The organism is Bradyrhizobium sp. I71 (genome assembly GCF_022354745.1).
Lineage (GTDB): Bacteria > Pseudomonadota > Alphaproteobacteria > Rhizobiales > Xanthobacteraceae > Bradyrhizobium > Bradyrhizobium liaoningense.
The window spans coordinates 155,180-180,262 of sequence record NZ_CP059398.1; the positions used below are offsets into that span (position 1 = coordinate 155,180).

Consider the following 25,083-nt stretch of genomic DNA (forward strand, 5'->3'; position numbering starts at 1 on the left):
CGGGACTTGAGCGACTGCTATCCGGTCGTGACCCCGTCGATCGGACTGATATCTCCGACGAAGCGCAAGAGATCGCTCATCAGGAAAGTGCCCGGAGTCTTCGCCGGCAGCGTCGGTTTCCAGTTCCGCTGGCTGAGATAGGATTGGTTATCGCCAGCGACGATGCCAATGAACACCTCGGCCACGATACGCGCGCCGGCCGGACCGAGCCGAAGACCGCCGGTCTTCACCTGGGCCTCTTTGAGGATGTAGTACCAGAGCGGCGTCTTTCGATCGAAGCCATGCGCGGCCGCAACGGCGCCGTCGGTACCGGTTGCGATCTCCGCTGGCTTGAGCACTGGGATCCCCATCGCACGAGCCACATCTTGACCCGACGGCAATCCGAGATTGACTCCGCGCTGCAAGTTGCGGAGCGGCAGGCTGCCGCCGCCACCTGGAAGATCGTGCAATTTCGGAATGAGGAATGGATCGATCTGGCGCGAATGGTTGAACAGGAAGTTCGGCGTCGGCGCGATCGCCGGATCGAATTCGTAGAAGCGGCTCCAGTCGATGATCCAATCCGTGGGCAAGGTGCTGACGTTGGGTGGGGAATTGGGCGCGTTGGGAGTGGTACCGGCAATTTCGCCCAGGATGCGGCCGGAGAGCCCGGAGAAGAAGAACTCGAGGTTGAGGGTCGCCGCAGCAAAGCCGCCGGGCTTCGTGAACACATGGTTGTGGCTGTATGTCTCGCGAACCATGCTGTGTCCGAGCCGGTAGGCTGCCGCCGAGAACTCGACCGGCATGTAGGGCACCTTCTGGAATCGATAGAACTTCCGGCCCTCGTGCAGAATCCTGGCGACGATGCCCTTCTCCGTCAAGCGCTCGACGAAATCGTGCAGCACCATCCATTGATAGTGCCAAGTCACCAGCTTTCGTGCTTCAGAGAAGAGCTGGTCGGGCGCCGGCGCGTTGGGCCCGGCCGCGAGCATGTCGACGACCTTGTTGTGGAATTTCAGGAACGCAAGGTGCGTCTGTGCGACCAGCAGATTCTCGTCATTGCGGTGGTCGCCGATCAGGGCCCGCCCTTCCGAATTCCGCGTCAGATCATTCGGAAAGACGCCGGCCGCGCGCGGCGTGGGCTCTGTCTTGCCGAGCAAGAACTTCGGCCCGGGCTGTGAGACGTTGTTGGTGTCGCGAGCGTAGAGTTGGGGGCTGCCATCCGGTCCCAGACCGTAAATGCTGTCGAGATCGAGCCTCGGCGTGCGGAAGTTTGTGGTGGCTTTGGGATCCTCCTGCTTCTCGGCAAGCGACGTAAGATCAAGCGTGATGTCGTGATCGACGAATTGGCCGAGATAGGTAAAGCCCGACGGAATGTTGGAGTTGTCACCGGTCACATCGTCCGGACTCGCGTCCTTCATTGCTGTGGCAAGCGCCTGCAGCGCAGCCTCCGGCGCCGTGAATGCCGGCAGGTCAAACATCCGGCCGAACAAGCCGGGATCTGCATTGGCGCTGGGCGGTTTCAAACCGGCCCTGGTCGGCTGGCGTCCGGCTTTCCCGTGTCTTGGATTCAGGTTTGCAGCTTGCGTCATTCTTCCCTCCAGTGGGTGAGACAGCAGCCGCACGGTAGTCCCCGGAGGGAAGACACTTTGTAATTGACGTCACAGTTCCCCTGCGACAAAGCCGCCGCGAAGGCACGATATCGTGAAAACAAAAACCCCGCGGCTCACGCCGCGGGGCTCGTCTTGCAAATTCGTGACGCCGCTCAGTGCGCCAAAATCGCCAGCAGCAGCAAGGCCACGATGTTGGTGATCTTGATCATCGGGTTCACCGCAGGGCCCGCCGTGTCCTTGTAGGGATCGCCAACGGTGTCACCGGTGACGGCCGACTTGTGGGCGTCGGACCCCTTGCCGCCGAAATGACCGTCCTCGATGTACTTCTTGGCGTTGTCCCAGGCGCCGCCGCCCGAGGTCATCGAGATCGCGACGAACAGGCCCGTCACGATCACGCCGAGCAGCATTGCGCCCACGGCCGAGAACGCCGCCGACTTGCCGGCCGCGCCGCCGCCCGCGATCACGTAGATCAAGAAGTAGACGACGATCGGCGACAGCACCGGCAGCAGCGAAGGGATGATCATCTCCTTGATCGCCGCCTTCGTCAGCAGGTCGACCGCCTTGCCGTAGTCAGGCTTGTCGGTGCCCTGCATGATGCCCGGCTTCTCGCGGAACTGACGCCGCACCTCCTCGACGATAGCGCCGGCGGCGCGGCCGACGGCGGTCATGCCCATCGCGCCGAACAGATACGGCAACAGGCCGCCGAACAAGAGGCCTACCACCACATAGGGGTTGTTGAGCGAGAAGTCCGGCTTGACGCCGGCGAAGTAGGGATGCTGCGCGGAGCCGGCAACAAAGAACTTGAGGTCCTCGTTGTAGGCCGCGAACAGCACCAGGGCGCCAAGACCGGCGGAGCCGATCGCGTAGCCCTTGGTCACCGCCTTGGTGGTGTTGCCGACCGCGTCGAGCGCGTCGGTCGATTTGCGTACCTCCTTCGGCAGGCCCGCCATCTCGGCGATGCCGCCGGCGTTGTCGGTGACGGGGCCGAAGGCATCGAGCGCGACGATCATGCCGGCCAGCGCCAGCATGGTGGCGGTCGCGATCGCGATGCCGAACAGGCCGGCGAGGCTGTGGGTGACCAGGATGCCGGCGATGATCACGATCGCGGGCAGCGCGGTCGCTTCCATCGAGATCGCAAGGCCCTGGATCACGTTGGTGCCGTGACCGGTCACCGAGGCCTGGGCGATCGACTTCACCGGACGGTAGTCGGTGCCCGTGTAGTATTCGGTGATCCAGATGATCAGCGCGGTGACGACGAGGCCGACCACGCCGCATTCGAACAGCGCCATGCCGGTGTAGTCGACGCCCTCGAGCTTGCCGAAGCCGATCAGGTAGTAGATCACCAGCGCGATGCCGATCAGGGACAGGATGCCGGTCGCGATCAGGCCCTTGTAGAGCGCGCCCATGATCGACTGGCTCGGCCCGAGCTTGACGAAGAAGGTACCGATGATCGAGGTGATGATGCAGATGCCGCCGATCGCGAGCGGCAGCGTCATCATGTTGGAGAGGATCGCCGTCTTGGCGAAGAAGATCGCCGCCAGGACCATGGTGGCGACCGCGGTCACCGCATAAGTCTCGAACAGGTCGGCGGCCATGCCGGCGCAGTCGCCGACATTGTCGCCGACATTGTCGGCGATGGTCGCCGGGTTGCGCGGATCGTCCTCGGGAATGCCGGCCTCGACCTTGCCGACGAGGTCGCCGCCGACGTCCGCACCCTTGGTGAAGATGCCGCCGCCGAGACGGGCGAAGATCGAGATCAGCGAGGCGCCGAAGCCGAGCGCCACCAGGGCATCGACCACGACGCGACTATCTGGCGCGAGCTTCAGCGAGTGGACCAGGAAGCCGAAATAGAGGGTCACACCGAGCAGCGCGAGACCGGCCACCAGAAGTCCGGTGATGGCGCCCGCTTTGAAGGCGAGCTCGAGGCCGCCGGCAAGCGATTTCGTTGCGGCCTGGGCCGTGCGCACATTGGCGCGGACCGAGACGTTCATGCCGATGAAGCCGGCAGCGCCGGACAGGATCGCGCCGATGGCAAAACCGATCGCGACATACAGCCCGAGGAAATAGGCAAGCAGCACGAAGATGACGATGCCGACGAGACCGATCGTGGTGTATTGGCGCCGCAGGTACGCCTGTGCGCCTTCGCGCACGGCTCCTGCGATCTCCTGCATGCGCGGCGACCCCGCATCCGCGCTCAACACCGAAGACGTCGCCCAAATCGCGTAGACGACGGAAAGCACTCCGCAGAGCACTATCAACCATAATGCTGTCATTTGATTTCTGCCTCAGATCCTTGATGTACCCCCGGCGCCTTTTGTTGTCCGTCGTGCGGTGCGGCGCCTTGATTTCGAACAAGGCCGCCCCCTTGCCCAAAAAGGGGCGGCCTCAGTCGGTCGCAAGCTTGCCAAAATCAAATTGAGGGTGCAACGCCGGATAAGGCCGAAACCGCCGATCTCGGCAGGTATTTAGGACCAAGTGCTGAGAACTAAGATGCCGGTTTGGAGCGATTCTTACAGCATGATCCGGAAAAGCGTGCAGCGGTTCTCCGAAAAGATCATGCTCAAACAGTGATCTAAAGCGCGATGACGATTCATCCTGATCGCATCGCGCCTTAGAAGTGGCTGTAGGACAGCCGCCTCAAGAGCAGTTCCTGGCCCTGCCCGTCCAAGAAGCGCGGCCGCTCCTGCCCCTCCACGATCGTGCCGATCATGGTCACCGCAACGCCCTCGGCCCGCCCAGCGGCCATCAGCGCCTCGCTTTGCGCCGGCGGAACGGTGCACAGCACCTCGTAGTCATCGCCCCCCGCAAGCAGCGTCTCGACGCAAACGACTTTGCCGGCGAGCAGGCCGGCCGCCGCGGCCGAGAGCGGCACGCTTGCCGCATCGACGGAAGCCGAGACCCCGGACGCTGCACAGAGCTTGGCCAGATCGCCAGCGAGGCCGTCGGAGACGTCCATTGCTGCGGTCGCATGATCGCGCACCGCTCGCGCCAGCACGTTGCGCGGCTGCGGCACCCGATAGCGTGCAACCAGAAAATCCCGTGCAGCAGGATCGGATATCAGCGCGCCAGCAACGGCCCCCCCTTTGAGCACGTCGAGGCCGAGCGCGGCATCGCCGATCGTGCCCGTCACCAGGATGCGGTCGCCCGGCCTTGCGCCGGTACGGCCGATCATCCGTCCCCGAGGCACACGGCCGAAGGCCGTGATCGAGATCATCTGCGGGCCCGGCGTCGACACCGTGTCGCCACCAAGCAGAGGACAAGCGAAATTCTTTGCGTCCTCGCCCAGCGCATCCGCAAAGGGACGCAGCCAGGCATCCTCCTGGCTGCGTAGCGCCAGCGTCAGCACGAAGCCGGCCGGCAGCGCGCCCTTGGCGGCGAGATCGGACAGGTTCACCCGCAGCGCCTTGCGCGCGATGGTCCCGGGCGGATCGTCCGCAAGATAATGCACGCCCTCGACGACGGCATCGGTGGTAACGACGATGTCGTCGCCGGATGAGGACAGGACCGCGGCATCATCGACCAGCCCGAACGCGCCGGGGTCAGTCGCCAGCGGCTTGAAATACCGCGCGATGAGGGCGTCTTCGGCGGAGGGCTGTGTTCTGTCCTGTGTCACGATAGCCGACCCGTCATCCTGAGGTGCGAGCCCTTGCGAGCCTCGAAGGATGGACGGCCGAGGTGCGACCTCAGCGGCACGCCGCCGCCCTTCGAGGCCTCCGCTTCGCTCCGGCACCTCAGGGTGACGGCTACGGCGGAAGTCGTCGTCTCAATTACCCCCGCCCGAACTCGTCGGCGCGAAACTGCCGGCCGATCTGGTCGAGCACCGCGTTCACCATGCCGGTCTCCTCGCGGTCGACGAAGGCGTTTGCGACATCGACATATTCGGAGACCACGACGCGACCCGGCACGTCCTTGCGATGCTGGAGCTCATAGGCTCCGGCGCGCAGCACCGCCCGCAGGATGGCTTCGATCCGCTTCAGGGGCCAGCCCTTCGACAGCGCCTCGTCGATCAGCGGATCGAGCTTCTTCTGGTCGCGCACGACGCCCGAGACCACGTCGCGGAAGAACGCGGCCTCGGCCGGCAGGTAAGTGTCGCCCTCGACCTCGTTGCCGAGCCAATGGCTCTCGAACTCGGCGAAAATGTCGTTGATACCGGCGCCGGCGATATCCATCTGATACAGCGCCTGTACGGCTGCGAGCCGCGCCGCGCCGCGCCGGTTCGCTTTCTTCTCGGTTCCGAGCGGCGGCTTTCTGGTGTTGTCGGCCATGGCTTCAGGCCTGCGCCAGGCGGCGCTTGATGCGCAGCATCGCCAACGCGGCGCGCGCGGCATCGCCGCCCTTGTCGAGCTCGCTGGCGCGCGCCCGCGCCCAGGCCTGCGCCTCCGTGTTGACGGTGAGGATGCCGTTGCCGAGCGGCAGCTTGCGCGCCACTGCGAGGTCCATCAGCGCGCGCGAGGATTCCTGCGACACGATCTCGAAATGAATGGTGTCGCCGCGGATCACGCAGCCGAGCGCGATCACCGCATCATAGGGCTTGCCGTTCGCCGCCGCGGCATCGACCGCGATGGCGACCGCGGCCGGGATTTCCAGCGCGCCGGGAACCGTGATCACGTCATGCGTCAGGCCGGCCGCCTTCAACTCGGCCACCGCGCCATCCAGAAGCGCGTCCTGGAGATCGTCATAGAACCGCGCCTCGACAATCAGCGCGCGCGCGCCGGAAATGTCGGTCTGGTCCTTCAGGGGTGCGCGCCGCGCGTCTGCCATCGTTCAATCCGTTCTACAGTCGTCGGCGCGTTATGTAGTCGCCGCCGGCGGGTTAGCCAAGTTGAAAGACACTGTCATTCCGGGGCGCGAAGCGAACCCGGAATCTCGAGATTCCCCGGTGCGCAATTGCGCACCTGTGGTCTGGTCCTTCGGACCATACTGGAATGACCGGCTTTGCCGGTCACTTCATTTCCGTCAGCCGCGCCGCGTAGCGGGCCATCAGGTCGACCTCGATGTTGACCTCGTCCCCCGCCTTCCAGTCGCCGATCGTCGTGACCGTCAGCGTGTGCGGGATGATCAGCACCGAAAAGCTCACGTCCTTGACCGTATTGACCGTCAACGACACGCCGTCGAGCGTGATCGAGCCCTTGGTGGCGATGAACCGCGCCAGCTCCCGCGTGGTGGAGAGCTCGAACCGCGCCATGTCGGGCAGATCCTCGCGGCTGCGAAGCGTCGCGACGCCATCGGCATGGCCGGCGACGATGTGCCCGCCAAGCTCGTCGCCGATCTTCAGTGCGCGCTCGAGATTGAGCCTCGTCCCCACCTTCCAGTGCTTGGCGGTCGTCAACGCCAGCGTCTCGGCGGCGGTATCGACGTCGAACCAGGTCCTTTGAGCAGAGCCCTTGCCGCCTTCCACGCCCGAGGCAACCACCGTCAGGCAGACGCCGTTGCAGGCGATCGAGGCGCCGTCGGCAATCGTGCTCTGATCGTAGCGGCAGGCGATGCGCAGGCGGTGCAGCTGCCCCTGCGCCGTGGGCGTGAAGCTGACGATCTCGCCGATATCGGTGACAATGCCGGTGAACATTACGCGCGCTCGTAGATGGTGAGAGTATCCTTGCCGAAGGTTTCGCTAGCATGAACCTTGTAGGCCGGCGACTGCGTGATTTTCGACAGGGGCAATGCATCGAGCGCATCGACGCCGCCGCTGCCCACCGTTTCCGCCCCGCGGAACAGCCAGATCTCGTCCACGAGATCGGCCGCAACGAAGGACGCGGCGACACGGCTGCCGCCCTCGACCATCAGCCGCGTGATCCCTTTCTCGGCGAGCGCGCGCAGCACGGCCGCAAGATCGAGCCCGGACGCGCCCCCCGGCGACACGCGAATGAGCTGCGCACCGGCCGCGCCAAGCCGCATGGCGGCGGCAGCCTCGGCGAGCTCGGACCCCACCACCCAGAGCGGCGTCTCGCGCGCGGATCGCACGAGCTGGCTCGATGCGGGAATGCGCAGGCTCTGGTCGAGCACCACGCGCACCGGCGAGCGCGCCGCCATGCCCGGCAGGCGGCAGGTGAGGAGCGGATCGTCCGCCAGCACCGTCCCGATGCCGACCAGGATCGCATCGCTGCGCGCGCGGAGAAGATGCACGCGGTCGCGCGCGGCTTCACCCGTGATCGCGAGCGGCTTTCCGCCGGCCGCGCCGATCTTGCCGTCGGGCGAAACCGCGAGCTTGAGGATCACATGCGGGCGGTGATCGCGGATGCGGCGGAAATGGCCGGCATGGTCGAAGGCAGCCTCCGCCGCGCAAAGACCCACATCCACATTGATGCCGGCGGCGCGCAGACGCGCATGTCCCTGGCCTGCGACCTCGGGATTGGGATCCTCGATGGCCGCCACGACCCGCTTGATGCCCGCTGCGATCACCGCATCGGCGCAGGGCGGCGACTTGCCGAAATGCGAGCATGGCTCCAGGGTGACATAGAGCGTGGCACCGCGCGCCGCCTCGCCCGCGCGCCGCAGCGCCTCAGGCTCACCATGCGGCCGTCCTCCGGGCTGCGTCCAGCCGCGGCCGACGATGACGCCGTCCTTGACGATGACGGCGCCCACGGCCGGATTGGGCCAGGTCCGCCCCTGCCCGCGCTTGCCCAGCGAGAGCGCCAGCTCCATGAATCGGCGATCAGCGTCCTTGGCCTCGCGGGCCTTCTGCGCGAACTGATCCTCCAGGATGCGGAAGATCATTTGCGGATCGCGGCGAGCCGCGCTTCCTCCTCGCCGGAGAGTTCGCCGAGCACGTCGGCGAAATCCTTGGCCTCGCGGAAATTGCGGTAGACCGAAGCGAAGCGCACATAGGCGACGTCGTCGAGCGTGCGCAGATGCTCCATCACGGTCTCGCCGATCACCTCGGAGGAGATCTCGGCTTCGCCCCCGGTCTCGAGCTCGCGCACGATGGTGGAGACCATCTTCTCCACCCGCTCCGGCTCGACCTGCCGCTTGCGCAGGGAGATCTGCACCGATCGCATCAGCTTGTCGCGATCGAACGGCACGCGGCGGCCGTTGCGCTTGATCACCGTGAGCTCGCGCAGCTGCACGCGCTCGAAGGTGGTGAAGCGGAAATTGCAGGCGACGCACACGCGCCGCCTGCGGATCACGGACGAGTCCTCGGTCGGACGCGAGTCCTTTACCTGCGTATCCAGACTGTTGCAGTTCGGGCAGCGCATCCGCCTGGCCTAGCCTTACTGGTAGATCGGGAACCGGTCGGTGAGCGCCTTGACCCGTTCCTTGATCGCAGCTTCCACCAGCGGCGCCTTGCCGTCGGAGGACTGCGCGATCGCATTGAGGACCTCGGCGATCATGCCGCCGACCTGCTGGAATTCGGCCACGCCGAAGCCACGGCTGGTCGCCGCCGGCGTGCCGAGCCGAATGCCCGACGTGACGAAGGGCGACTCGGGGTCGAACGGAATGCCGTTCTTGTTGCAGGTGATGGCCGCGCGGACCAGCGCCTTCTCAGAGACGTTGCCCTTGAGGCCCTTCGGCCGGAGATCGACCAGCATCAGATGATTGTCGGTGCCGCCGGAGACGATATCGAGACCATGGCCCTTCAGGGTCTCTGCCAGGGCCTTGGCGTTCTCGACGACGTTCTTGGCGTAGACCTTGAAGTCCGGACGCAGCGCCTCGCCGAAGGCGACCGCCTTCGCCGCGATCACGTGCATCAGGGGACCGCCCTGCAGGCCCGGGAAGATCGCCGAGTTGAGCTTCTTGGTCAGCGTCTCGTCATTCCACAGCATGAGGCCGCCGCGCGGACCGCGCAGCGACTTGTGCGTCGTCGTCGTGGTGACGTGCGCATACGGCACCGGCGAGGCATGCACACCGCCGGCGACGAGCCCGGCGAAATGCGCCATGTCGACCAGGAGGTACGCCCCGACGCTGTCCGCAATCTCGCGGAAACGCTTGAAGTCCCAGGCGCGCGAATAGGCCGAGCCGCCGGCGATGATCAGCTTCGGCTTGACCTGCTCGGCCTGCTTGGCCACCGCGTCCATGTCGATGATCTGGTCCTCGCGGCGCACGGTGTAGTGCGCGGCCTTGAACCACTTGCCGCTCATGTTGACGGGCGAGCCGTGGGTGAGATGGCCGCCGGCCGCGAGATCGAGCCCCATGAAGGTGTCGCCGGGCTGGAGCAGCGCGAGGAACACCGCCTGGTTCATCTGGCTGCCGGAGTTCGGCTGCACATTGGCGAAATTGGCGCCGAACAGCTTCTTGGCGCGATCGATCGCAAGGTTCTCGGCGACGTCGACCCACTCACAACCGCCGTAATAGCGCGCCCCCGGATAGCCTTCCGCGTACTTGTTGGTCATCACCGAACCCTGCGCTTCCAGCACGGCCCGGCTGACGATGTTCTCGGAGGCGATCAGCTCGACCTCATGGCGCTGCCGGCCGAGCTCGCCCTTGATGGCGGCGGCGATTTCCGGATCGGCCTGCTCGAGCGAGGCGGTGAAAAACGAATCGGGCGCGGAAGCGGTTTTGGGTGCGGTCATCTTGCGAATATCTCCACCGCCGCAGCCTTGTGGCGGGCTACGGACGGGTCTGGTGTGGCGATCGGAAGCGGCGAGCGCGATCTACCACATCGCCCGCAACAGGCCAAGCATTTGCGGGTCGAGCCTGATATTTATGCAAGATGTGGTGGCGGATTGGATGTTTTGAGCGCGGGAGCGGTTCTATGGAACCACTCCTCTGCACTGTCTCGACGGGCCGCTGCGGGCCTCATCTCCGCCAACAGCCACCGGCTCGAGCCGGCGGCGTTTCACAGCCCGGTATACCCCGCCTTCACCGGATCCACGCTGCCGTCGAGTTGGCGCAGATAGGTCAGGCCGCAAACCGTCAACCTGTGAGGGTCCTTCTCGCCGGCTTCCATCAACGTATTGAGATAGTTCGTGACCTTGGCCCGGGCCTCCGCGCTCGCCGCGGCGGTGCGGTTGGCGAGCAGGTCATAAGTCTGCATGATGCGGTCGATGGCAACTTCCATGGCATCCTCTGGTTGGTCGCGATTTTGGGAGTTTCGATCAGGCAACCGCCTTGGCCTCGATCTGCGCCTGGAACCGGGCAATCGCCTTGTTGGCCAGCCTGATCTTGTTGAATTCGCCTTGCTGGAGCAGCTTGACGATGAGGCCGAGCAGGCGTTCGTCAGTGACGAGCGTGTCGGGGATGGCGCCGGAACGGCGAAGGTAATTCGCGGCGATGCCATAGGCCTCGCTGACGAGTTCCACGTTCATCGCCCGAAGCCCGCGCTCGACCAGCATCGACATCTCTCCGATCCGAAGGAGATAAGCGCCCAGCCCGGAACTGGTTCCTCACGGCCGGCACATTTTTTCGCAGGTGCGAGAACACAAAACGCACCGGTCCGGACGATCCGGGCCGGCGCGCTTGGGGAGGTCAGGCACGTTCGGGAAGGCTGCCGGTCTTGTTGCGGGCCGGCTTGGCCTTGATCCCTTCAGAAAGCTCAGAGGCGATAGAGGATCTGGTCGGTCCAGAACCGCTCGAGGCGGTGCAGCGACTTGTTGAGGGTCGCAAACTCGTCGCCGGAGATGCCGCCGACCTGCTCCACCGTCTTGACGTGCTTCTGGTAGAGCGCATCGACGATGCGGCGGACTTCCTGGCCCTGCGGGGTCAGGCGGATGCGCACCGAGCGGCGGTCAACGCGCGAGCGCTGATGATCGAGGAAGCCGAGCTCGACGAGCTTCTTCAGATTGTAGGAGACGTTGGAGCCGAGATAGTAACCGCGCGTGCGCAGCTCGCCCGCGGTCAGCTCCTTGTCGCCGATGTTGTAGAGCAGGAGCGCCTGGACCGAGTTGATGTCCGCACGGCCGCGGCGATCGAATTCATCCTTGATCACGTCGAGGAGCCGGCGATGCAGCCGCTCCACCAGAGTCAAAGCTTCCAGATAGAGCGACTGCACCGAACCCTGCTGGCCGGAGACGCGCTCTGCGGTATCTGCCGCAGTTGCGACGGCTTTCATCATGACACTTCCCCTGTTGTCGTTTTTATCGACACTTATTCGACGAAACTTGTGTCCCGCCTGATAGGTGCAACTTAAGGGGCGCGTTTGAAGATCGGCTTAAATAAGAGAATAAAGAGATCATGAATTTAAGACAGTGAATTGCGGATTAAGCCTGTGCCACAAGCACTTTTCGCAACCCTCTGTTGACCTTCGCAAGGTCCTGTTCACCCTCCGTCCGCCCCTGTTGTCGCATTCCAGAACAGCCCCGCCCCGTTTCGAAACGCGCGCGTAAGAGCTGTGGCGAAAGCGGCTGGTTAGCGAAAACTTACGTCGAATTTTACGCAACCAACGGTCAACCAAGAGCAACACTCTCATGTCCCGGACAAGCGCCGCGAAGCGGAGCGCAGAACCGGGATCCGGATGTCGCAGGCGAGATCACGGAGAAATGGGCCCCGGCTCGGCAGCGCGTCACCACGTGCTGCGCTGCGTCCGAGGCACGAGTGTTCGCGCGTCGAGAAACGCTGCTACGGCGGCCGTTCGCGCGCGGCCATCCAGGCGAGCGCGAGATAGGCGGCGAGCATGAAGACCTCGACGCCGACCACGACGAGGCTGCCGCCGTAGATTCCGGGGAACATCAGCTCGATCACGGCCATCGACACCACGGTCGTGAGCCACACCACCGCGCCCCAGGGCGTGGCGAGCCAGAGGCCGACCGCGGCCACGAGCTCGATCACGGCGAAGTAGACGGTCGCGGCCTGCCAGGCCATCGACTGGTTCTCGAATGCCTCGTCCTCGCCGCCGACGAACCCCGTCACTTGGGCCCAGTGATAGAGACCCTTCAGGATCGAGAGCAGCGCCATCACCCGCAGGAACAGCACCAGCCTGCGCGTCCAGACATTGTCATCGGACTGGGTGCGCTCCGACGAGATCGCCGCCACCGACAACGCGCTCTCTCTGGCATTGTCTCGGGCGGCGTCCCTGGCCTGGGCGCCGTCGCGGGCCGCATCGCGGGTGGAGATCTCGGACATGGCCCCTTCTGGCTGCTTCGCCCCGCAAAATCAATCGGCTGCCATCCCTTGCGGCAGGTCAAGCCGCGGTGACGGGAACCGTGCGAGCTGGTATAAGAATAATTCCAGCCGGAGGAAGAGTGATGGCGATCAAATACGGGCGTCCGATCGAATTGCGCGAGGTTTCGCGCCGGGATAGCACGGCAGTGCCCCATGCCCTCGATCTGACCGTCCGTCCGCGCCGTAACCGCAAGGCCGAGTGGGCCCGGCGCATGGTGCGCGAGAACATCCTCACCACCGACGATCTGATCTGGCCGCTGTTCCTGATCGACGGCCACAACAAGCGCGAGCAGGTCGCCTCGATGCCGGGTGTCGACCGCCTCAGCGTCGACCAGGCCGTGCGCGAGGCCGAGCGCGCGATGAAGCTGACCATCCCCTGCATCGCGCTGTTTCCCTACACCGACCCCTCCCTGCGCGACGAGGAAGGTTCGGAAGCCACCAACCCCGACAACCTGGTCTGCCAGGCGGTGCGCGCGATCAAGAAGGAGTTTCCGGAGATCGGCATCCTCTGCGACGTCGCGCTCGATCCATTCACCAGCCACGGCCATGACGGCCTGATTTCCGACGGCAAGATCCTGAACGACGAGACGGTGGCGGTGCTGGTGCGCCAGGCGCTGGTGCAGGCCGAGGCCGGCTGCGACATCATTGCGCCCTCCGACATGATGGACGGCCGCGTCGCCGCGATCCGCGAGGGGCTGGACCGCAACGACCTGCTCGACGTGCAGATCATGGCCTATGCGGCCAAATATGCCTCCGCCTTCTACGGCCCGTTCCGCGACGCCATCGGCTCGGCCAAGACGCTGACCGGCGACAAGCGCACCTATCAGATGGACAGCGCCAACACCGACGAGGCGCTGCGCGAGGTCGAGCTCGATATCGCCGAGGGCGCCGACATGGTGATGGTGAAGCCCGGCATGCCCTATCTCGACGTGATCCGCCGCGTGAAGGATACATTCGCGATGCCGACCTTCGCCTACCAAGTCTCCGGTGAATACGCGATGATCGCGGCCGCCGCGAACAACGGCTGGCTCGACGGCGAACGTGCCATGATGGAGAGCCTGCTCGCCTTCAAGCGCGCCGGCGCGGACGGCGTGCTGAGCTATTTCGCGCCGAAGGCAGCGGAGAAGCTGCGAAGCCAAGCTTAAGGCATCGCAGCGTAGGCAGAGCGAAGCGCGCCCATCCTCACGGCTAGCAATCGCGGAATGATGATGGGCACGGCGCTCATGCGCCTTTGCCCACCCAACGGCTGCCTCTCCTTCGTCGCCCCGGCGAACGCCGAAAGAAGTGGGAATTCGCGGCAATAGCTGCGCCGGTCACCACCAAGGCCCCGCCCCCGAATCGCCGGAATATTTCGGTTTGCTGACGCCCGCGCGCCCTTGGCACGGGCATGGTCTGCTCCCATGTCGTGACACGAGGGGTTTTCCTCCCGGGAGGACGGACGATGTCGTATGACTCGAGTGATTCAGGCGTCTGGCGCAATGACGGCGGGGTGCAGCCGCACGCCTACGACCCCTACCTGCATCCGGAACTGTTCCGCGGCGTGGCGACGCGGCGGGTGTTCGCGTTCCTGATCGACATGGTCGTGATCTCGGTGCCCGTGATCCTCGGCTACGTCTTCATCGCATTGTTCGGCGTGGTCACCCTCGGCATCGGCTGGGCACTGTTCTGGATCGCTTGGCCGGCCTCCGTCATCTGGGCCATCGTCTATTACGGCGCCTGCATCGGCGGTCCGTCGTCGGCGACGATCGGCATGCGGGTCATGGACCTGGAATTGCGCACCTGGTACGGCGCGCCCGGCTACTTCGTGCTCGGCGCCACCCATGCCGTGCTGTTCTGGATCACGGTCTCGTTCCTGTCGCCCTTCGTGGTGCTGGTCGGCCTGTTCAACGGCCGCCGTCGCCTGCTGCACGATTTCGTGCTGGGCACGGTCGTGATCAACAATTCCGTCCGCGCTCCCGTGCCTCAGGCGGCAAGACCGTACTGATCAAGAACCTATCAACCAGGACCGACTAAGCTGAGTGATCTGACCTGCCGAGCAGACCGATTGACCAGGGGCTTTCGTAGCGCGATGCTGATGCTCAGTTCGGAGGCCCACGACGTCCCTTGACCCAGCACTCGCGCGACACCCCCCAATTTTACCTCACGGCGCCCTCGCCATGCCCCTATTTGCCCGGCCGGCATGAGCGCAAGGTGTTCACGCACCTCGTCGGCGACCGCGCCGGCGACCTCAACGACCTCCTGACCCACGGCGGCTTCCGCCGCAGCCAGTCGATCGCCTACCGGCCGGCCTGCGACCAGTGCCGCGCCTGCGTCTCGGTCCGGGTGATCGCCAACGAGTTCCGGCCCTCCCGCAACTTCCGGAAGGTGATGGCGCGCAACGCCGACATCATCGGCGAGCAGCGCAGCGCAGTGCCCACCTCCGAGCAATACTCGGTGTTCCGCGCCTATCTCGACGCCCGCCACCGCCACGGCGGCATGGCCGACATGACCGTGCTCGACTACGCCATGATGGTCGAGGACAGCCACGTCGAGACCCGCATCATCGAGTACCGTAAGCGCGGCCCCGACAGCGGCCTCACCGGCCGCGGCGAGGAACTGATCGCGGTCGCCCTCACCGACGTGCTCAGCGACGGCCTGTCGATGGTCTATTCGTTCTTCGAGCCGAACCAGGTCAGCCGCTCGATGGGCACCTTCATGATCCTCGACCACATCGCGCGCGCCCGCCGCCAAGGCCTGCCTTACGTCTATCTCGGCTACTGGATCGAAGGCTCCAAGAAGATGGACTACAAGGCCCGCTTCCTGCCGCAGCAGCGCCTCGCCCCCTCAGGCTGGCTGCGCATCGACGCGCAGGGCGACGTGGCATCCGAGCCGCAGGATTGACGAGCACAGCCGTCTCGCTTGCGTCGTCCCAAGACCGTAGGGGCGAGTGGATACGGAGGTATCCTTGTCGAGCCAAACCTACGATTTGATCGCACGCGCGATCATCGAACGACAACAGGTCCACTGTCTCTATCAGGGTTACCGGCGCGCGATCTGCCCGGCATTGCTGGGGCACACGAAGGGCGAGGAATACACGCTCGCCTTCCAGTTCGCTGGTGGCTCCAGCAAAGGGCTTCCCCGCACAGGCGAGTGGAAATGCCTGAAGATCGCAGAGATGAGAAAGGTCGAGCTTCGCGCCGGAGAGTGGCACGCGGGCTCAAGTCACCGCGAACGTCAGCAATGCGTGAAAAACGTCGATCTCGACGTCAATCCGCTCAGCCCCTACGCGCCGCGACGTCGCCTCGGGCAGTGATCCCTCTCACCCGAACAGCGTATCGGCGAGCAGCTTCAGATTCAAAACCACAATGACACCCGCCACGATCCAGGCGATCGCGGCGACGGACTTGGGTATCGCGAACTGACCCATCTTGCGGCGGTCGGAGACGAAGCGCACCAAAGGAATCACGGCGAAAGGCAGCTGCATCGACAGCACGACCTGGCTGAACACCAGCAGATCCGCCGTGCCGCGCTCGCCATAGATCGCCGTGACGATGATCACGGGAATGATGGCGATGCCGCGCGTCAGCAGGCGGCGCGCCCAGCTCGGCAGGCGCAGGTCGAGAAAGCCCTCCATCACGATCTGGCCGGCGAGCGTCGCCGTCACCGTCGAGTTGAGGCCGGAGGCGAGCAGCGCCACCGCGAACAGCGTCGAGGCGATGCCGAGGCCGAGCAGCGGCGACAAGAGCTCGAAGGCCTGACCGATCTCGGCGACATCGGAATGGCCGCTCTTGTGGAAGGTCGCGGCAGCGACGACGAGGATGGCGGCGTTGATGAACAGCGCCAGCATCAGGGCGATGGTGGAGTCCGTCGTCGCCCATTTGATCGCCTCGCGCCGGCCGGTGTCGTTGCGCTCGTAGGCACGCGTCTGCACGATCGAGGAGTGCAGGTAGAGATTATGCGGCATCACGGTCGCGCCGATGATGCCGATCGCGATGTAGAGCATGTCGGAGTTGGTGAAGATCTCGCTCTTCGGCACGAAGCCGCGCAGAACCTCCGCCACCGGCGGCGCTGCAGCCACGATCTGGATCGCGAAGCAGACCGCGATCACCGCCAGCAGCGCGATGACGAAGGCTTCCAGGAAACGGAAGCCGCGGTTCATCAGGAGCAGCAGCAGGAAGGCGTCAAGCGCGGCGAGCAATGCGCCGCCGATCAGGGGAATGCCGAACAGGAGTTTCAGCGCGATCGCGGTGCCGATCACCTCGGCGAGATCGCAGGCGATGATCGCCGCCTCGCAGGCGATCCAGAGCAGGAAGTTCACTGCCGGTGAATAGGTGGCGCGGCAGGCCTGCGCGAGGTCGCGGTCGGTGACGATGCCGAGCCGCGCGGCCAGCGACTGGAGCAGGATCGCCATCAGGTTCGAGAGCAGGATGACGGAGAGCAGCGTGTAGCCGAACTTCGACCCGCCGGCGAGGTCGGTCGCCCAATTGCCGGGGTCCATGTAGCCGACCGAGACGAGATAGCCCGGACCGACAAAGGCGAGCAGCCGCCGTGACCAATGGCCGGATCGCGGAACTGCGACCGTTGCATTGACCTCGGCGAGGCTCTTGGTGGTGGGCGCGTCGGCACGCCAGCCGGCGGAATCGGGGTTCAGGTGAGGCGATAGGGCATCCATGCCGGCACAATACCCAAGTTCTTTCTTATTGCAACTCATTTGCAACTGCATCTAGCCGCACCGTTCACGCCCAGCCTGTTGGCGGCCCCGCCTGTTGTCGGGAAGCGGGTGGGTCCGGTGGTCGTCAGGGTGAACATTGGCGCCAATTCGCCTTTGCAGGATATGAGCCATGTCAACGCCCCCTCGCCTCCCTGACACCTTCAACCGCCTCGCCTGGTCGAATCTCGCGGCGCAATCGGCCGAGCAGATCGCGCTCGCCGCTGCGCCCATCGTCGCCGTACTGACGCTCGGGGTGGCCGAAGGTCAGACCGGCCTGCTCCAGACTGCGCTCACCTTGCCCTTCGTCCTGTTCGCCATTCCCGCCGGCGTGCTCGCGGACCGCATCTCCCGCCGCCGGCTGATGGCGGGCGCCGAGGCGTTGCGGGCCGCCGCGCTCGCTTCCATCGTGCTCCTGCTGGCGCTGGGGGCCCTCGACTTGCCGCTGCTGGCCCTGCTCGGCTTCGCTGCCGTGTGCGGCACCGTCGTCTACAGCGTCGCCGCGCCGGCGCTGGTGCCCTCGCTGGTGAGCTCGGAGCTGTTGCCCGCGGCGAATGCGCGGATCGAGCTTGCGCGCACCATCGCCTTCGCCAGCGGCCCTGCGCTCGGCGGCGCGCTGGTGGGATGGTGGGGCGCCAGCCCGGCCTTCGGCTTTGCCGCGGCACTCTCGGCCATCGCTGTCGTGCTGCTCTCCGGCATCTACGAGCCCGCACGCGGGCCGGCGCCGCGGCGCCATCCGTTCCAGGAGATCCGCGAGGGCGCGGCCTTCGTGTTCCACCATCCGCTGCTGCGGCCGGTATTCATCACCCAGTTCATCTTCAACACCGGCTGGTTCCTGCAGATCGCCGTGTTCGTGCCCTATGCCGTGCGTCATCTCGGATTGACGGCGGCCGGTGTCGGCGCGGTGCTGACGATGTACGGTGCCGGCATGGTGATCGGCGCGCTCCTCGCCACGCGCGTGATGCAGCGCATTGCCTTCGGCACCGTGGTCGGACTCGGCCCCGTCACCGGCTTCGTCGCCGCATTGGTGATGGCGCTGACGGTGCTGCTGCCCTCGCCGTGGCTCGCGGCCTTGAGCTTCTTCCTGCTCGGCGTCGGTCCGATCCTGTGGTTGATCTCGACCACGACGCTGCGCCAGTCGGTGACGCCGCCGCGCCTCCTGGGACGCGTCTCCGCCATCAACATCATGAGCTATGGCGCCCGTCCGCTCGGCTCGGCGCTGGGCGCGATCGTCGGCGGCCTCTGGAGCGCGGAAGCGTGCCTCTATCTCGCCGCCGCCGTCTTCGGCCTGCAGGCGCTGGTGATCCTGCTGTCTCCGGCGGTGGCGCTGGACCGGCAGCCGGACATGGTGGGGGACGAAGCGGCGGCGCAATGCTAGCCACGCCGTCATTGCGAGGAGCGTAGCGACGAAGCAATCCAGAATCCCTCCGTGGAAAGATGCTGGATTGCTTCGCTGCTCGCAATGACAGAGTATGTCGAAGCAGCGAGGCCTAACCCGCAAGATACCTCTCGTAGCTCCCCGTCACCGGCTCGTTCGCGTCGACCTCCGGATCGAGCGTATAGAGATCCTGCGCGCGTCCGATGCCGCGCAGGGCGTAGCGGCCGGTGGAGACGAGATAGCGCCGGCCGGCGGCATCGAGGCCACCATAGAACTCGGAAGAGGCCAGCAGCTCGCGGTCGACCGACCGGCTCATCGAGGCGATGCGGCTGACCTCGTTGACGGTCGGGCCGACCACGGTGAAATCGAGCCGGTCCTCGCTGCCGATATTGCCGTAAAAGACCTCGCCGACATGCAGGCCGACATAGGCCGATGTGGTCGGACGGCCCTCCGCCGCCCGCCGCTTGTTCAGCGCAGCGACATTCTTGCGGAACAGGTGCTCGGCCCGCAGCGCGGCCCGCCGCGCATCCGCCATATCCTCGCCCCAGAACATCGCAAGCACGCCGTCGCCGATCAGTTTCAGCACGTCGCCGCCGGCGTGGTGGATCGCGTCGATCACCGTCTGCGCATAGTCGTTGAGGAACGGAATGATCTCGTCGGGGCCGATGCTCTCGCTGATCCCGGTCGAGCCGCGCAAATCCGAATACCACAGCACCGCGTTGATGCGTTCGGTCACGCCGCGGGAGATGCGCCCGCGCAGAACCTGTTCGGAGGCATCGCGGCCGAGATAAACCCGGCCGAGCGTGCGCACGATGTCGACCTGCTGTGCCGACTTGATCGCGAGACCCAGCACCGGCACGAGATCGCGCAGCGCCTCCAGCTCCAGTCCGGAGAAACCGCCCTCGCGGCGGGTGGTCCAGCAGGAATAGAGGCAATCCATCAGGCCGAGCGCACCATTCTCGCCGAACCGATGCACGAAGGCGAGATAGTGCTTGTGGCCCTTTTCCGCGAGCTCGCCGATCTGCGAGAAATCCATCGACGGCGCCTCCGCGAGATCGATCACCATCTCGTCGTGGCCATTCTCGAGCATGTGGAAGAACACCGAGCGGCGCCAGCTCCTGGCCGCATCGCCGTCGGCGGTCGAGCCGTATTCGAACGCATCGCTCTCGTTGCTGGGACGGTCGCTCCAGCGGAAGCCACGACCCTCATAGATCGGATGCAGCGTGTCGATGACGACGAGCCCGCGCGACAGTTCCAGCCCCTCGGCGCAGCAGCGCTCGCAGAAGCCGCGGAGCAGCTCGTTCTCGGGCAGGCCCGTCAGCCCCTGGCCGGTCAGCCAGTTCATCAGCCCAAGGCGGGAGGTCAATTGCATACGCCATTATGGCGTGCATTCGTGACGAGCGAAAGGCGCAGACACGCGTAAGCACCAGGCTCCCGTCCCCTGCAGGTCGAATATGTCGCAGCGCCGGTTGACGCCCTCGCCGCGCGAACGGCAAATGTCGGCGATGATGACTTCGTCGGCCGAAATCGGAAGCCCGCGCGGATGACCCAGCGCCAGCTTCCGATCATCCTGGCGCTCGGCACCACGCAGACCCTGGCCTGGGCCTCGAGCTATTATGTGCCGGCGCTGCTCGCCGATCCCATGGCACACGACCTCGGCGTCTCCTCCAACTGGATCTTCGGCGCGTTTTCGGCCGCGCTGGTGATCTCGGCCCTGCTCGGCCCACGCATCGGACGGCAGATCGATCTCGTCGGCGGCCGTCAGGTGCTGTCGGCCTCGAACCTGATCATCGCCGCCGGCCTCGTGCTCCTTGGGTTCTCGCAATCGATCGCGGTGATGGCGATCGCCTGGCTCGTGCTCGGCATCGGCATGGCGATGGGGCTCTATGACGCCGCCTTCGCAGCGCTCGGCCGCATCTACGGCACCGAGGCACGCCGGCCCATCACCGGCATCACGCTGATGGCGGGCTTCGCCTCCACCGTCGGCTGGCCGCTCACCGCCTGGGGCATCGCCCATATCGGCTGGCGCGACACTTGTTTTGCATGGGCTGCCGCCAACATCCTGATCGGCCTGCCGCTCAATTTCTTCATGCTGCCGGCGATCAAGGGCGCGAAGCAGGCCGCGGCCACGGCCGAGAAGCCACATTTGCCGCTCGACCGCACCATGCTCCTGCTGGCCTTCATCTTTGCCGCGGTCTGGACCGTCACCGGCGCGATGGCCGCGCATTTCCCGCGCATCCTGGAGGCGACAGGGGCCACACCGGCCGAGGCGATCGCGGCCGGCGCACTGATCGGCCCGGCGCAAGTCGGGGCGCGCATGCTCGAGGCCGGCTTCCTCAGCCGCTTCCATCCGCTGTGGTCGACGCGCCTCGCCTGCGTCACCCACCCGCTCGGAGCCGTGATCGTTGCGATCTTCGGCGGCGCCGCGGCAAGCGCGTTCGCGCTGTTCCACGGCTCCGGCAACGGCATCTTGACGATCGCGCGCGGCACGTTGCCGCTGTCGATCTTCGGCCCGAAGGATTTCGGCTATCGTCTCGGCATCATCGGCGCCCCGGCACGGATGGCGCAGGCGGTGGCGCCGCTCGCCTTCGGCCTGCTGATCGACCTCATGGGCGCCAAGGTGCTGATCGTCTCGTCTGCGCTCAGCCTTTCGGCGCTCGTGGCGCTGTTCCTGATCCGCCCCGAGCGGCCGCCGGATTGACGGCGCAGCCGCTTTCGCGCAGAAGCGAGCCATGAACGACGATGCCGGCCCGCCCCGCACATTCAAAGGCCTCCTGCGCTGGGCGACCACGCCGCCGCAGGCCTGGGGCGTCTACCTCCTCGCCGTCCTCTTGGTGTGGCTGCTCTCGTTCTATGCCGGCACGCTGAAGCCGAAGAAAACCCCGGACGCGAGCCCGCCGCCGGTGACCGCGCCGAAAGGCTGATCCTTCTCAGCCATAAAGCCTTGGCGCCTCGTCTTTCGCAGAATTCTCGTAAAGCCCGTCAATGCGGGCAGGTCTCGACCTCGACCGTGACGTGGCTGAGGCCCTTCAGCCCCGCGAGCCGCCGCTTGTAGACGGCCGGCTGCCTCGGCTTGTCCGACACCACCGAGAGCAGCACGGCACAATGGCCGGGGCCGACCTGCCAGAGATGGAGGTCGGTCACGCGATCGTCGCCGACCTCCATGCGGGCCCGGATCACCCGCTCCAGCTTCTCGTCGGCGCGCACGTCGAGGAGCACCGCCCCCGATGACTTGATCAGGCCGAACGCCCAGCTCGCGATCACGACGCTGCCGACCAGGCCCACCGCCGGATCGGCCCAGACCCAGCCCGAATACATGGCGACGGCGAGCGCTGCGATCGCCAGCACAGAGGTCGCGGCATCGGTCATGACATGGACATAGGCGGCGCGAAGGTTGTTGTCGTGGTGCTGGTGGTGATGATGATGGCCGTGATCGTCGTGGTCATGCGCATGGCCATGGTCGTGACCGTGATGGTGATGATCGTGGCTATCGCGCAGCAGCCACACGCTGGCGAGATTGACGCACAAGCCGAGGGCAGCCACGGCCATGGCTTCGCCATAGACGATCGGCACCGGCGTGAACAGCCGCAGCACGCTCTCATAGGCGATCTCGACCGCAATCAGGCCCAGGATGATCGCGCTGGCGAAGGCGGCAAGATCCCCGAACTTGCCGGTGCCGAAGGTGAAATGCGCATTCCCCAGGTGGCGGCGCGCGAAACGATAGGCGAAGGCGGCAATGCCGAGCGCCGCCGCATGCGTGCCCATGTGCCAGCCGTCGGCCAAGAGCGCCATCGAGCCGAACAGCGAGCCCGCCACGATCTCGCCGACCATCATGACCAGCGTCAGGACGACCACGAACCAGGTGCGGCGTTCGTTCTCGTCGTGCTTCTCGCCCAGGAACGCGTGGTCATGGGTCCATTGTTCGATGGAATGGGAATGCATCGAATTCTCCCGAAGATTCAGGTCTGTCGCGCGCAATATAGACGGCGGGCACCAATTTTCTAAGGTCCAATCGTCCCGCGGATTGACAGTGCAACTTAGTTTCGCTGTAATCTGTGCCATGGGGATTTGAGCGATCTCCCCACGAGGCGACAGGCCCAAGCATCGCGTCCCGTTCGTTTCTTGCGAGGACGCATCATGTCAACATTCACGACCATCTCATCTGACAAACTGGCACGGCTGATCGGAACGGCGAACGCGCCTGCGCTGATCGACGTGCGCACCGAGGAGGATTTTGCCGCCGACCCGCGGCTGATCCCCGGCTCCGTCAAGCTCAGCCACGACCATGTGACGGACTGGGGCGGCGCCTTCGCGGGCCGCCGCGCCGTCGTCTCCTGCTTCCGCGGCGAGAAGCTCGCGCAAGGCACTGCGGCCTGGCTGCGCCAGCTCGGCGTGCAAGCCGAAACGCTGGAGGGCGGCTTCGAGGGCTGGAAGGCGGCCAGGCTGCCGCTGGTCGATGCCCGCAAGCTGCCGCCGCGCGATGCCAAGGGGCGCACCGTCTGGGTGACGCGGGCGCGACCGAAGGTCGATCGCATCGCCTGCCCGTGGCTGATCCGCCGTTTCGTCGATCCCAATGCGGTGTTCCTCTATGTCGCGCCGTCGGAGGTGGTCGGCGTCGGCGAACGCTTCGGCGCGGCCCCCTTCGATATCGAGAACGTGTTCTGGAGCCACCGTGGCGAGCTCTGCACCTTCGACGTCATGATCGAGGAGTTCGGGATCGCAACGCCGGCTTTGCTTCGCCTCGCAACGCTGGTGCGCGGCGCCGACACCGCGCGGCCGGATCTGGCGCCGGAGGCACCGGGCCTCCTCGCCGCCTCGCTCGGGCTGTCCCGGATGTACGACGACGACCTCGAACAGCTCGAGGCCGGCATGCTGCTCTACGACGCCTTCTACCGCTGGTGCCGCGACGCCACCGCCGAGACCCACAACTGGCCGACCAACAAGGTGAAGGCGTAGATGGACACGCGTAACGTTCAAGCAGGAGCTGACGCCGGTCACGGCGTCAGCTTCAACGAGGCCTTTCGCGTCTGGCTCCGCGTCGCCTGCCTCAGCTTTGGCGGGCCCGCGGGCCAGATCGCGGTGATGCACCGCATCCTGGTCGAGGAGAAGAGGTGGATCTCCGAGGGCCGTTTCCTGCATGCGCTCAATTACTGCATGCTGCTGCCGGGACCTGAGGCGCAGCAGCTCGCGACCTATGTCGGCTGGCTGATGCATCGCACCGCCGGCGGCCTGATGGCAGGCGGGCTGTTCATCCTGCCCGGCATCATCGCCATCATGGGACTCAGCTACATCTATGCCGCCTTCGGCAATGTCAGCTTCGTCGAGGCGCTGTTCTTCGGCCTCAAGGCCGCCGTGCTCGCCATCGTCGTCGAGGCCGTCGTACGCGTCGGCAAGCGCGCGCTGAAGAACCGCATCATGATCGGGCTCGCGGCCGCGGCCTTCGTCGCGATCTTCTTCTTCGCAGTCCCCTTCCCCGTCATCATCATCGCCGCCGCCATCATCGGCTATGCCGGCGCGCGAGCTGGCCGTCCGGAGTTCGCGCCGGCCGGTCACGGCCCTGGCGGCAGCGGCGCCGTGATCGACAGCATGCTCGGCGATGCCGTGCCCGAGCACGTGCGTCCCAGCACGGCGCGCGCGATCCGCCTCAGCGCACTGTGGCTCGCGCTCTGGCTGGTCCCGGTGATCGCGCTGCTGTTATTCGTCGGACAGGCCAATGTGTTCAGCCAGATCGCGCTGTTCTTCTCGAAGATGGCGCTGGTCACCTTCGGCGGCGCCTACGCCGTGCTGGCCTACGTCGCCCAGCAGGCCGTCGAGCACTATCACTGGCTGAAGCCGCACGAGATGCTCGACGGCCTCGGCATGGCCGAGACCACGCCGGGCCCTCTGATCATGGTGCTGCAGTTCGTGGGCTTCATGGCGGCCTACCGCGATCCCGGCGGCCTGTCGCCGATGCTGGCAGCGACGCTCGGCGGACTGCTCGCGACCTGGGTTACCTTCACGCCGTGCTTCCTCTGGATCTTCGTCGGCGCCCCCTATATCGAGCGCCTGCGCGGCAACATTGGCCTTGCCGGCGCGCTCAGCGCGATCACCGCCGCCGTCGTCGGTGTGATCCTCAACCTCTCGATCTGGTTCGCGCTGCACACCCTGTTCCGCGAGACCGTGCCGGTGCACGTGTTTCCGCTGAACTTCGACAGGCCGGTGCTGACCAGCGTTGACGTGCCGGCGCTCGTGCTGGCGATCGCGGCGGCGACCGCGATCTTCCGCTTGAAGCTGGGGATGCTGACGGTGCTGGCGGGGAGCTGCGCTGCGGGCGTGGCACTAAGGCTGGCGGGAATGATCTAGGAAGAGGAGATCGCCGCTACGCATCCCGCCTCGCATGTCCCGGGTGGTCGATG

General features: G+C 65.7%; 25 protein-coding genes. 9 read left to right on the forward strand and 16 right to left on the reverse strand.

Annotated elements, in window-relative coordinates; translation table 11 throughout:
* Positions 1 to 17: 17 nt before the first annotated feature.
* The 13 genes from FJV43_RS00745 to FJV43_RS00805 all read right to left on the reverse strand — a co-directional run bounded on the left by FJV43_RS00745 (position 18) and on the right by FJV43_RS00805 (position 12,584).
* Positions 18 to 1,568: a heme peroxidase family protein gene (locus FJV43_RS00745; RefSeq protein WP_239623911.1), complete on the reverse strand. Its 1,551-nt coding sequence runs from the start codon at positions 1,566 to 1,568 to the stop codon at positions 18 to 20.
* Positions 1,569 to 1,741: 173 nt separating this feature from the next.
* Complete coding sequence (locus tag FJV43_RS00750; RefSeq protein WP_239623912.1) at positions 1,742 to 3,862, reverse strand: sodium-translocating pyrophosphatase; 2,121 nt, start codon at positions 3,860 to 3,862, stop codon at positions 1,742 to 1,744.
* A 338-nt stretch (positions 3,863 to 4,200) separates the two neighbouring features.
* Positions 4,201 to 5,202 carry a thiamine-phosphate kinase gene (gene thiL, locus FJV43_RS00755; RefSeq protein WP_239623913.1) on the reverse strand — a complete coding sequence of 334 codons (1,002 nt, stop codon included), beginning with the start codon at positions 5,200 to 5,202 and terminating at the stop codon, positions 4,201 to 4,203.
* Between the two features lie 154 nt (positions 5,203 to 5,356).
* Positions 5,357 to 5,854, reverse strand: coding sequence for a transcription antitermination factor NusB (nusB, locus tag FJV43_RS00760; RefSeq protein WP_028179037.1), 498 nt, complete (start codon positions 5,852 to 5,854; stop codon positions 5,357 to 5,359).
* A 4-nt stretch (positions 5,855 to 5,858) separates the two neighbouring features.
* The gene (ribH, locus tag FJV43_RS00765; RefSeq protein ID WP_061021904.1) at positions 5,859 to 6,350 is read right to left on the reverse strand and encodes a 6,7-dimethyl-8-ribityllumazine synthase; all 492 of its coding nucleotides are present in this window, start codon (positions 6,348 to 6,350) and stop codon (positions 5,859 to 5,861) included.
* A 181-nt stretch (positions 6,351 to 6,531) separates the two neighbouring features.
* On the reverse strand, positions 6,532 to 7,155 hold the full coding sequence (locus tag FJV43_RS00770; protein WP_239623914.1) for a riboflavin synthase: 624 nt from the start codon (positions 7,153 to 7,155) through the stop codon (positions 6,532 to 6,534).
* A complete protein-coding gene (gene ribD, locus FJV43_RS00775) occupies positions 7,155 to 8,303 on the reverse strand; it encodes a bifunctional diaminohydroxyphosphoribosylaminopyrimidine deaminase/5-amino-6-(5-phosphoribosylamino)uracil reductase RibD (RefSeq protein ID WP_239623915.1) in 1,149 nt (382 codons plus the stop codon). The genes FJV43_RS00770 and ribD overlap by 1 nt, the downstream gene beginning before the upstream one ends.
* Complete coding sequence (gene nrdR / locus FJV43_RS00780; protein WP_011087793.1) at positions 8,300 to 8,782, reverse strand: transcriptional regulator NrdR; 483 nt, start codon at positions 8,780 to 8,782, stop codon at positions 8,300 to 8,302. Before nrdR ends, ribD begins: the two co-directional genes overlap by 4 nt.
* 15 nt (positions 8,783 to 8,797) lie before the next feature.
* The gene (gene glyA, locus FJV43_RS00785; protein ID WP_028179041.1) at positions 8,798 to 10,096 is read right to left on the reverse strand and encodes a serine hydroxymethyltransferase; all 1,299 of its coding nucleotides are present in this window, start codon (positions 10,094 to 10,096) and stop codon (positions 8,798 to 8,800) included.
* A 266-nt stretch (positions 10,097 to 10,362) separates the two neighbouring features.
* Positions 10,363 to 10,584, reverse strand: coding sequence for a hypothetical protein (locus FJV43_RS00790; RefSeq protein ID WP_239623916.1), 222 nt, complete (start codon positions 10,582 to 10,584; stop codon positions 10,363 to 10,365).
* Between the two features lie 37 nt (positions 10,585 to 10,621).
* Positions 10,622 to 10,858 carry a hypothetical protein gene (locus FJV43_RS00795; RefSeq protein ID WP_239629799.1) on the reverse strand — a complete coding sequence of 79 codons (237 nt, stop codon included), beginning with the start codon at positions 10,856 to 10,858 and terminating at the stop codon, positions 10,622 to 10,624.
* Between the two features lie 200 nt (positions 10,859 to 11,058).
* Complete coding sequence (locus FJV43_RS00800; protein ID WP_025036696.1) at positions 11,059 to 11,577, reverse strand: MarR family winged helix-turn-helix transcriptional regulator; 519 nt, start codon at positions 11,575 to 11,577, stop codon at positions 11,059 to 11,061.
* Between the two features lie 503 nt (positions 11,578 to 12,080).
* The gene (locus FJV43_RS00805) at positions 12,081 to 12,584 is read right to left on the reverse strand and encodes a DUF6163 family protein (RefSeq protein ID WP_035674874.1); all 504 of its coding nucleotides are present in this window, start codon (positions 12,582 to 12,584) and stop codon (positions 12,081 to 12,083) included.
* Positions 12,585 to 12,706: 122 nt separating this feature from the next.
* Here FJV43_RS00805 and hemB point away from each other — a divergent pair, with 122 nt between their 5' ends.
* The 4 genes from hemB (at position 12,707) to FJV43_RS00825 (ending at position 15,915) form a co-directional block, all read left to right on the forward strand.
* On the forward strand, positions 12,707 to 13,768 hold the full coding sequence (gene hemB, locus FJV43_RS00810; RefSeq protein WP_239623917.1) for a porphobilinogen synthase: 1,062 nt from the start codon (positions 12,707 to 12,709) through the stop codon (positions 13,766 to 13,768).
* A gap of 296 nt (positions 13,769 to 14,064) precedes the next feature.
* On the forward strand, positions 14,065 to 14,607 hold the full coding sequence (locus FJV43_RS00815) for an RDD family protein (RefSeq protein ID WP_028179044.1): 543 nt from the start codon (positions 14,065 to 14,067) through the stop codon (positions 14,605 to 14,607).
* A 119-nt stretch (positions 14,608 to 14,726) separates the two neighbouring features.
* Positions 14,727 to 15,503 carry an arginyltransferase gene (locus tag FJV43_RS00820; RefSeq protein ID WP_239623918.1) on the forward strand — a complete coding sequence of 259 codons (777 nt, stop codon included), beginning with the start codon at positions 14,727 to 14,729 and terminating at the stop codon, positions 15,501 to 15,503.
* A gap of 64 nt (positions 15,504 to 15,567) precedes the next feature.
* Positions 15,568 to 15,915: a hypothetical protein gene (locus FJV43_RS00825; protein WP_239623919.1), complete on the forward strand. Its 348-nt coding sequence runs from the start codon at positions 15,568 to 15,570 to the stop codon at positions 15,913 to 15,915.
* 6 nt (positions 15,916 to 15,921) lie between these two features.
* Here the strand turns inward: FJV43_RS00825 and FJV43_RS00830 are convergent, their stop codons facing one another.
* Positions 15,922 to 17,274, reverse strand: coding sequence for an Nramp family divalent metal transporter (locus FJV43_RS00830; protein WP_239623920.1), 1,353 nt, complete (start codon positions 17,272 to 17,274; stop codon positions 15,922 to 15,924).
* A 169-nt stretch (positions 17,275 to 17,443) separates the two neighbouring features.
* Between FJV43_RS00830 and FJV43_RS00835 the strand changes: the two genes are divergently transcribed.
* Positions 17,444 to 18,688 (forward strand): MFS transporter, encoded by a 1,245-nt coding sequence (locus tag FJV43_RS00835; RefSeq protein WP_239623921.1) that lies wholly within the window; start codon positions 17,444 to 17,446, stop codon positions 18,686 to 18,688.
* 112 nt (positions 18,689 to 18,800) lie between these two features.
* On the opposite strand, the gene FJV43_RS00840 is transcribed toward FJV43_RS00835, so the two are convergent.
* The gene (locus tag FJV43_RS00840) at positions 18,801 to 20,060 is read right to left on the reverse strand and encodes an adenylate/guanylate cyclase domain-containing protein (protein WP_239623922.1); all 1,260 of its coding nucleotides are present in this window, start codon (positions 20,058 to 20,060) and stop codon (positions 18,801 to 18,803) included.
* Positions 20,061 to 20,231: 171 nt separating this feature from the next.
* Here FJV43_RS00840 and FJV43_RS00845 point away from each other — a divergent pair, with 171 nt between their 5' ends.
* Positions 20,232 to 21,389 (forward strand): MFS transporter, encoded by a 1,158-nt coding sequence (locus FJV43_RS00845; RefSeq protein ID WP_239623923.1) that lies wholly within the window; start codon positions 20,232 to 20,234, stop codon positions 21,387 to 21,389.
* Positions 21,390 to 21,420: 31 nt separating this feature from the next.
* Positions 21,421 to 21,612, forward strand: a complete 192-nt coding sequence (locus FJV43_RS00850; protein WP_239623924.1) for a hypothetical protein — start codon at positions 21,421 to 21,423, stop codon at positions 21,610 to 21,612.
* A gap of 58 nt (positions 21,613 to 21,670) precedes the next feature.
* On the opposite strand, the gene dmeF is transcribed toward FJV43_RS00850, so the two are convergent.
* Entirely contained in the window at positions 21,671 to 22,630 is a 960-nt protein-coding gene (gene dmeF / locus FJV43_RS00855) for a CDF family Co(II)/Ni(II) efflux transporter DmeF (protein ID WP_239623925.1), read from the reverse strand.
* Between the two features lie 195 nt (positions 22,631 to 22,825).
* On the opposite strand from dmeF, the gene FJV43_RS00860 reads away from it, so the two are divergent.
* Positions 22,826 to 23,644 carry a chromate resistance protein ChrB domain-containing protein gene (locus tag FJV43_RS00860; protein ID WP_239623926.1) on the forward strand — a complete coding sequence of 273 codons (819 nt, stop codon included), beginning with the start codon at positions 22,826 to 22,828 and terminating at the stop codon, positions 23,642 to 23,644.
* Positions 23,645 to 25,030, forward strand: coding sequence for a chromate efflux transporter (gene chrA / locus FJV43_RS00865; RefSeq protein ID WP_239623927.1), 1,386 nt, complete (start codon positions 23,645 to 23,647; stop codon positions 25,028 to 25,030).
* Positions 25,031 to 25,083: the final 53 nt, after the last annotated feature.

Excerpts from the sequence above, each read along its gene's own strand:
- FJV43_RS00745 (WP_239623911.1), bottom strand. The coding sequence starts at position 1,568 with ATGACGCAAGCTGCAAACCTGAATCCAAGACACGGGAAAGCCGGACGC.
- FJV43_RS00750 (WP_239623912.1), bottom strand. The coding sequence starts at position 3,862 with ATGACAGCATTATGGTTGATAGTGCTCTGCGGAGTGCTTTCCGTCGTC.
- nusB (WP_028179037.1), bottom strand. The coding sequence starts at position 5,854 with ATGGCCGACAACACCAGAAAGCCGCCGCTCGGAACCGAGAAGAAAGCG.
- ribH (WP_061021904.1), bottom strand. The coding sequence starts at position 6,350 with ATGGCAGACGCGCGGCGCGCACCCCTGAAGGACCAGACCGACATTTCC.
- FJV43_RS00770 (WP_239623914.1), bottom strand. The coding sequence starts at position 7,155 with ATGTTCACCGGCATTGTCACCGATATCGGCGAGATCGTCAGCTTCACG.
- ribD (WP_239623915.1), bottom strand. The coding sequence starts at position 8,303 with ATGATCTTCCGCATCCTGGAGGATCAGTTCGCGCAGAAGGCCCGCGAG.
- nrdR (WP_011087793.1), bottom strand. The coding sequence starts at position 8,782 with ATGCGCTGCCCGAACTGCAACAGTCTGGATACGCAGGTAAAGGACTCG.
- glyA (WP_028179041.1), bottom strand. The coding sequence starts at position 10,096 with ATGACCGCACCCAAAACCGCTTCCGCGCCCGATTCGTTTTTCACCGCC.
- FJV43_RS00790 (WP_239623916.1), bottom strand. The coding sequence starts at position 10,584 with ATGGAAGTTGCCATCGACCGCATCATGCAGACTTATGACCTGCTCGCC.
- FJV43_RS00795 (WP_239629799.1), bottom strand. The coding sequence starts at position 10,858 with ATGCTGGTCGAGCGCGGGCTTCGGGCGATGAACGTGGAACTCGTCAGC.
- FJV43_RS00800 (WP_025036696.1), bottom strand. The coding sequence starts at position 11,577 with ATGATGAAAGCCGTCGCAACTGCGGCAGATACCGCAGAGCGCGTCTCC.
- FJV43_RS00805 (WP_035674874.1), bottom strand. The coding sequence starts at position 12,584 with ATGTCCGAGATCTCCACCCGCGATGCGGCCCGCGACGGCGCCCAGGCC.
- hemB (WP_239623917.1), top strand. The coding sequence starts at position 12,707 with ATGGCGATCAAATACGGGCGTCCGATCGAATTGCGCGAGGTTTCGCGC.
- FJV43_RS00815 (WP_028179044.1), top strand. The coding sequence starts at position 14,065 with ATGTCGTATGACTCGAGTGATTCAGGCGTCTGGCGCAATGACGGCGGG.
- FJV43_RS00830 (WP_239623920.1), bottom strand. The coding sequence starts at position 17,274 with ATGGATGCCCTATCGCCTCACCTGAACCCCGATTCCGCCGGCTGGCGT.
- FJV43_RS00835 (WP_239623921.1), top strand. The coding sequence starts at position 17,444 with ATGTCAACGCCCCCTCGCCTCCCTGACACCTTCAACCGCCTCGCCTGG.
- FJV43_RS00840 (WP_239623922.1), bottom strand. The coding sequence starts at position 20,060 with ATGCAATTGACCTCCCGCCTTGGGCTGATGAACTGGCTGACCGGCCAG.
- FJV43_RS00845 (WP_239623923.1), top strand. The coding sequence starts at position 20,232 with ATGACCCAGCGCCAGCTTCCGATCATCCTGGCGCTCGGCACCACGCAG.
- FJV43_RS00850 (WP_239623924.1), top strand. The coding sequence starts at position 21,421 with ATGAACGACGATGCCGGCCCGCCCCGCACATTCAAAGGCCTCCTGCGC.
- dmeF (WP_239623925.1), bottom strand. The coding sequence starts at position 22,630 with ATGCATTCCCATTCCATCGAACAATGGACCCATGACCACGCGTTCCTG.
- FJV43_RS00860 (WP_239623926.1), top strand. The coding sequence starts at position 22,826 with ATGTCAACATTCACGACCATCTCATCTGACAAACTGGCACGGCTGATC.
- chrA (WP_239623927.1), top strand. The coding sequence starts at position 23,645 with ATGGACACGCGTAACGTTCAAGCAGGAGCTGACGCCGGTCACGGCGTC.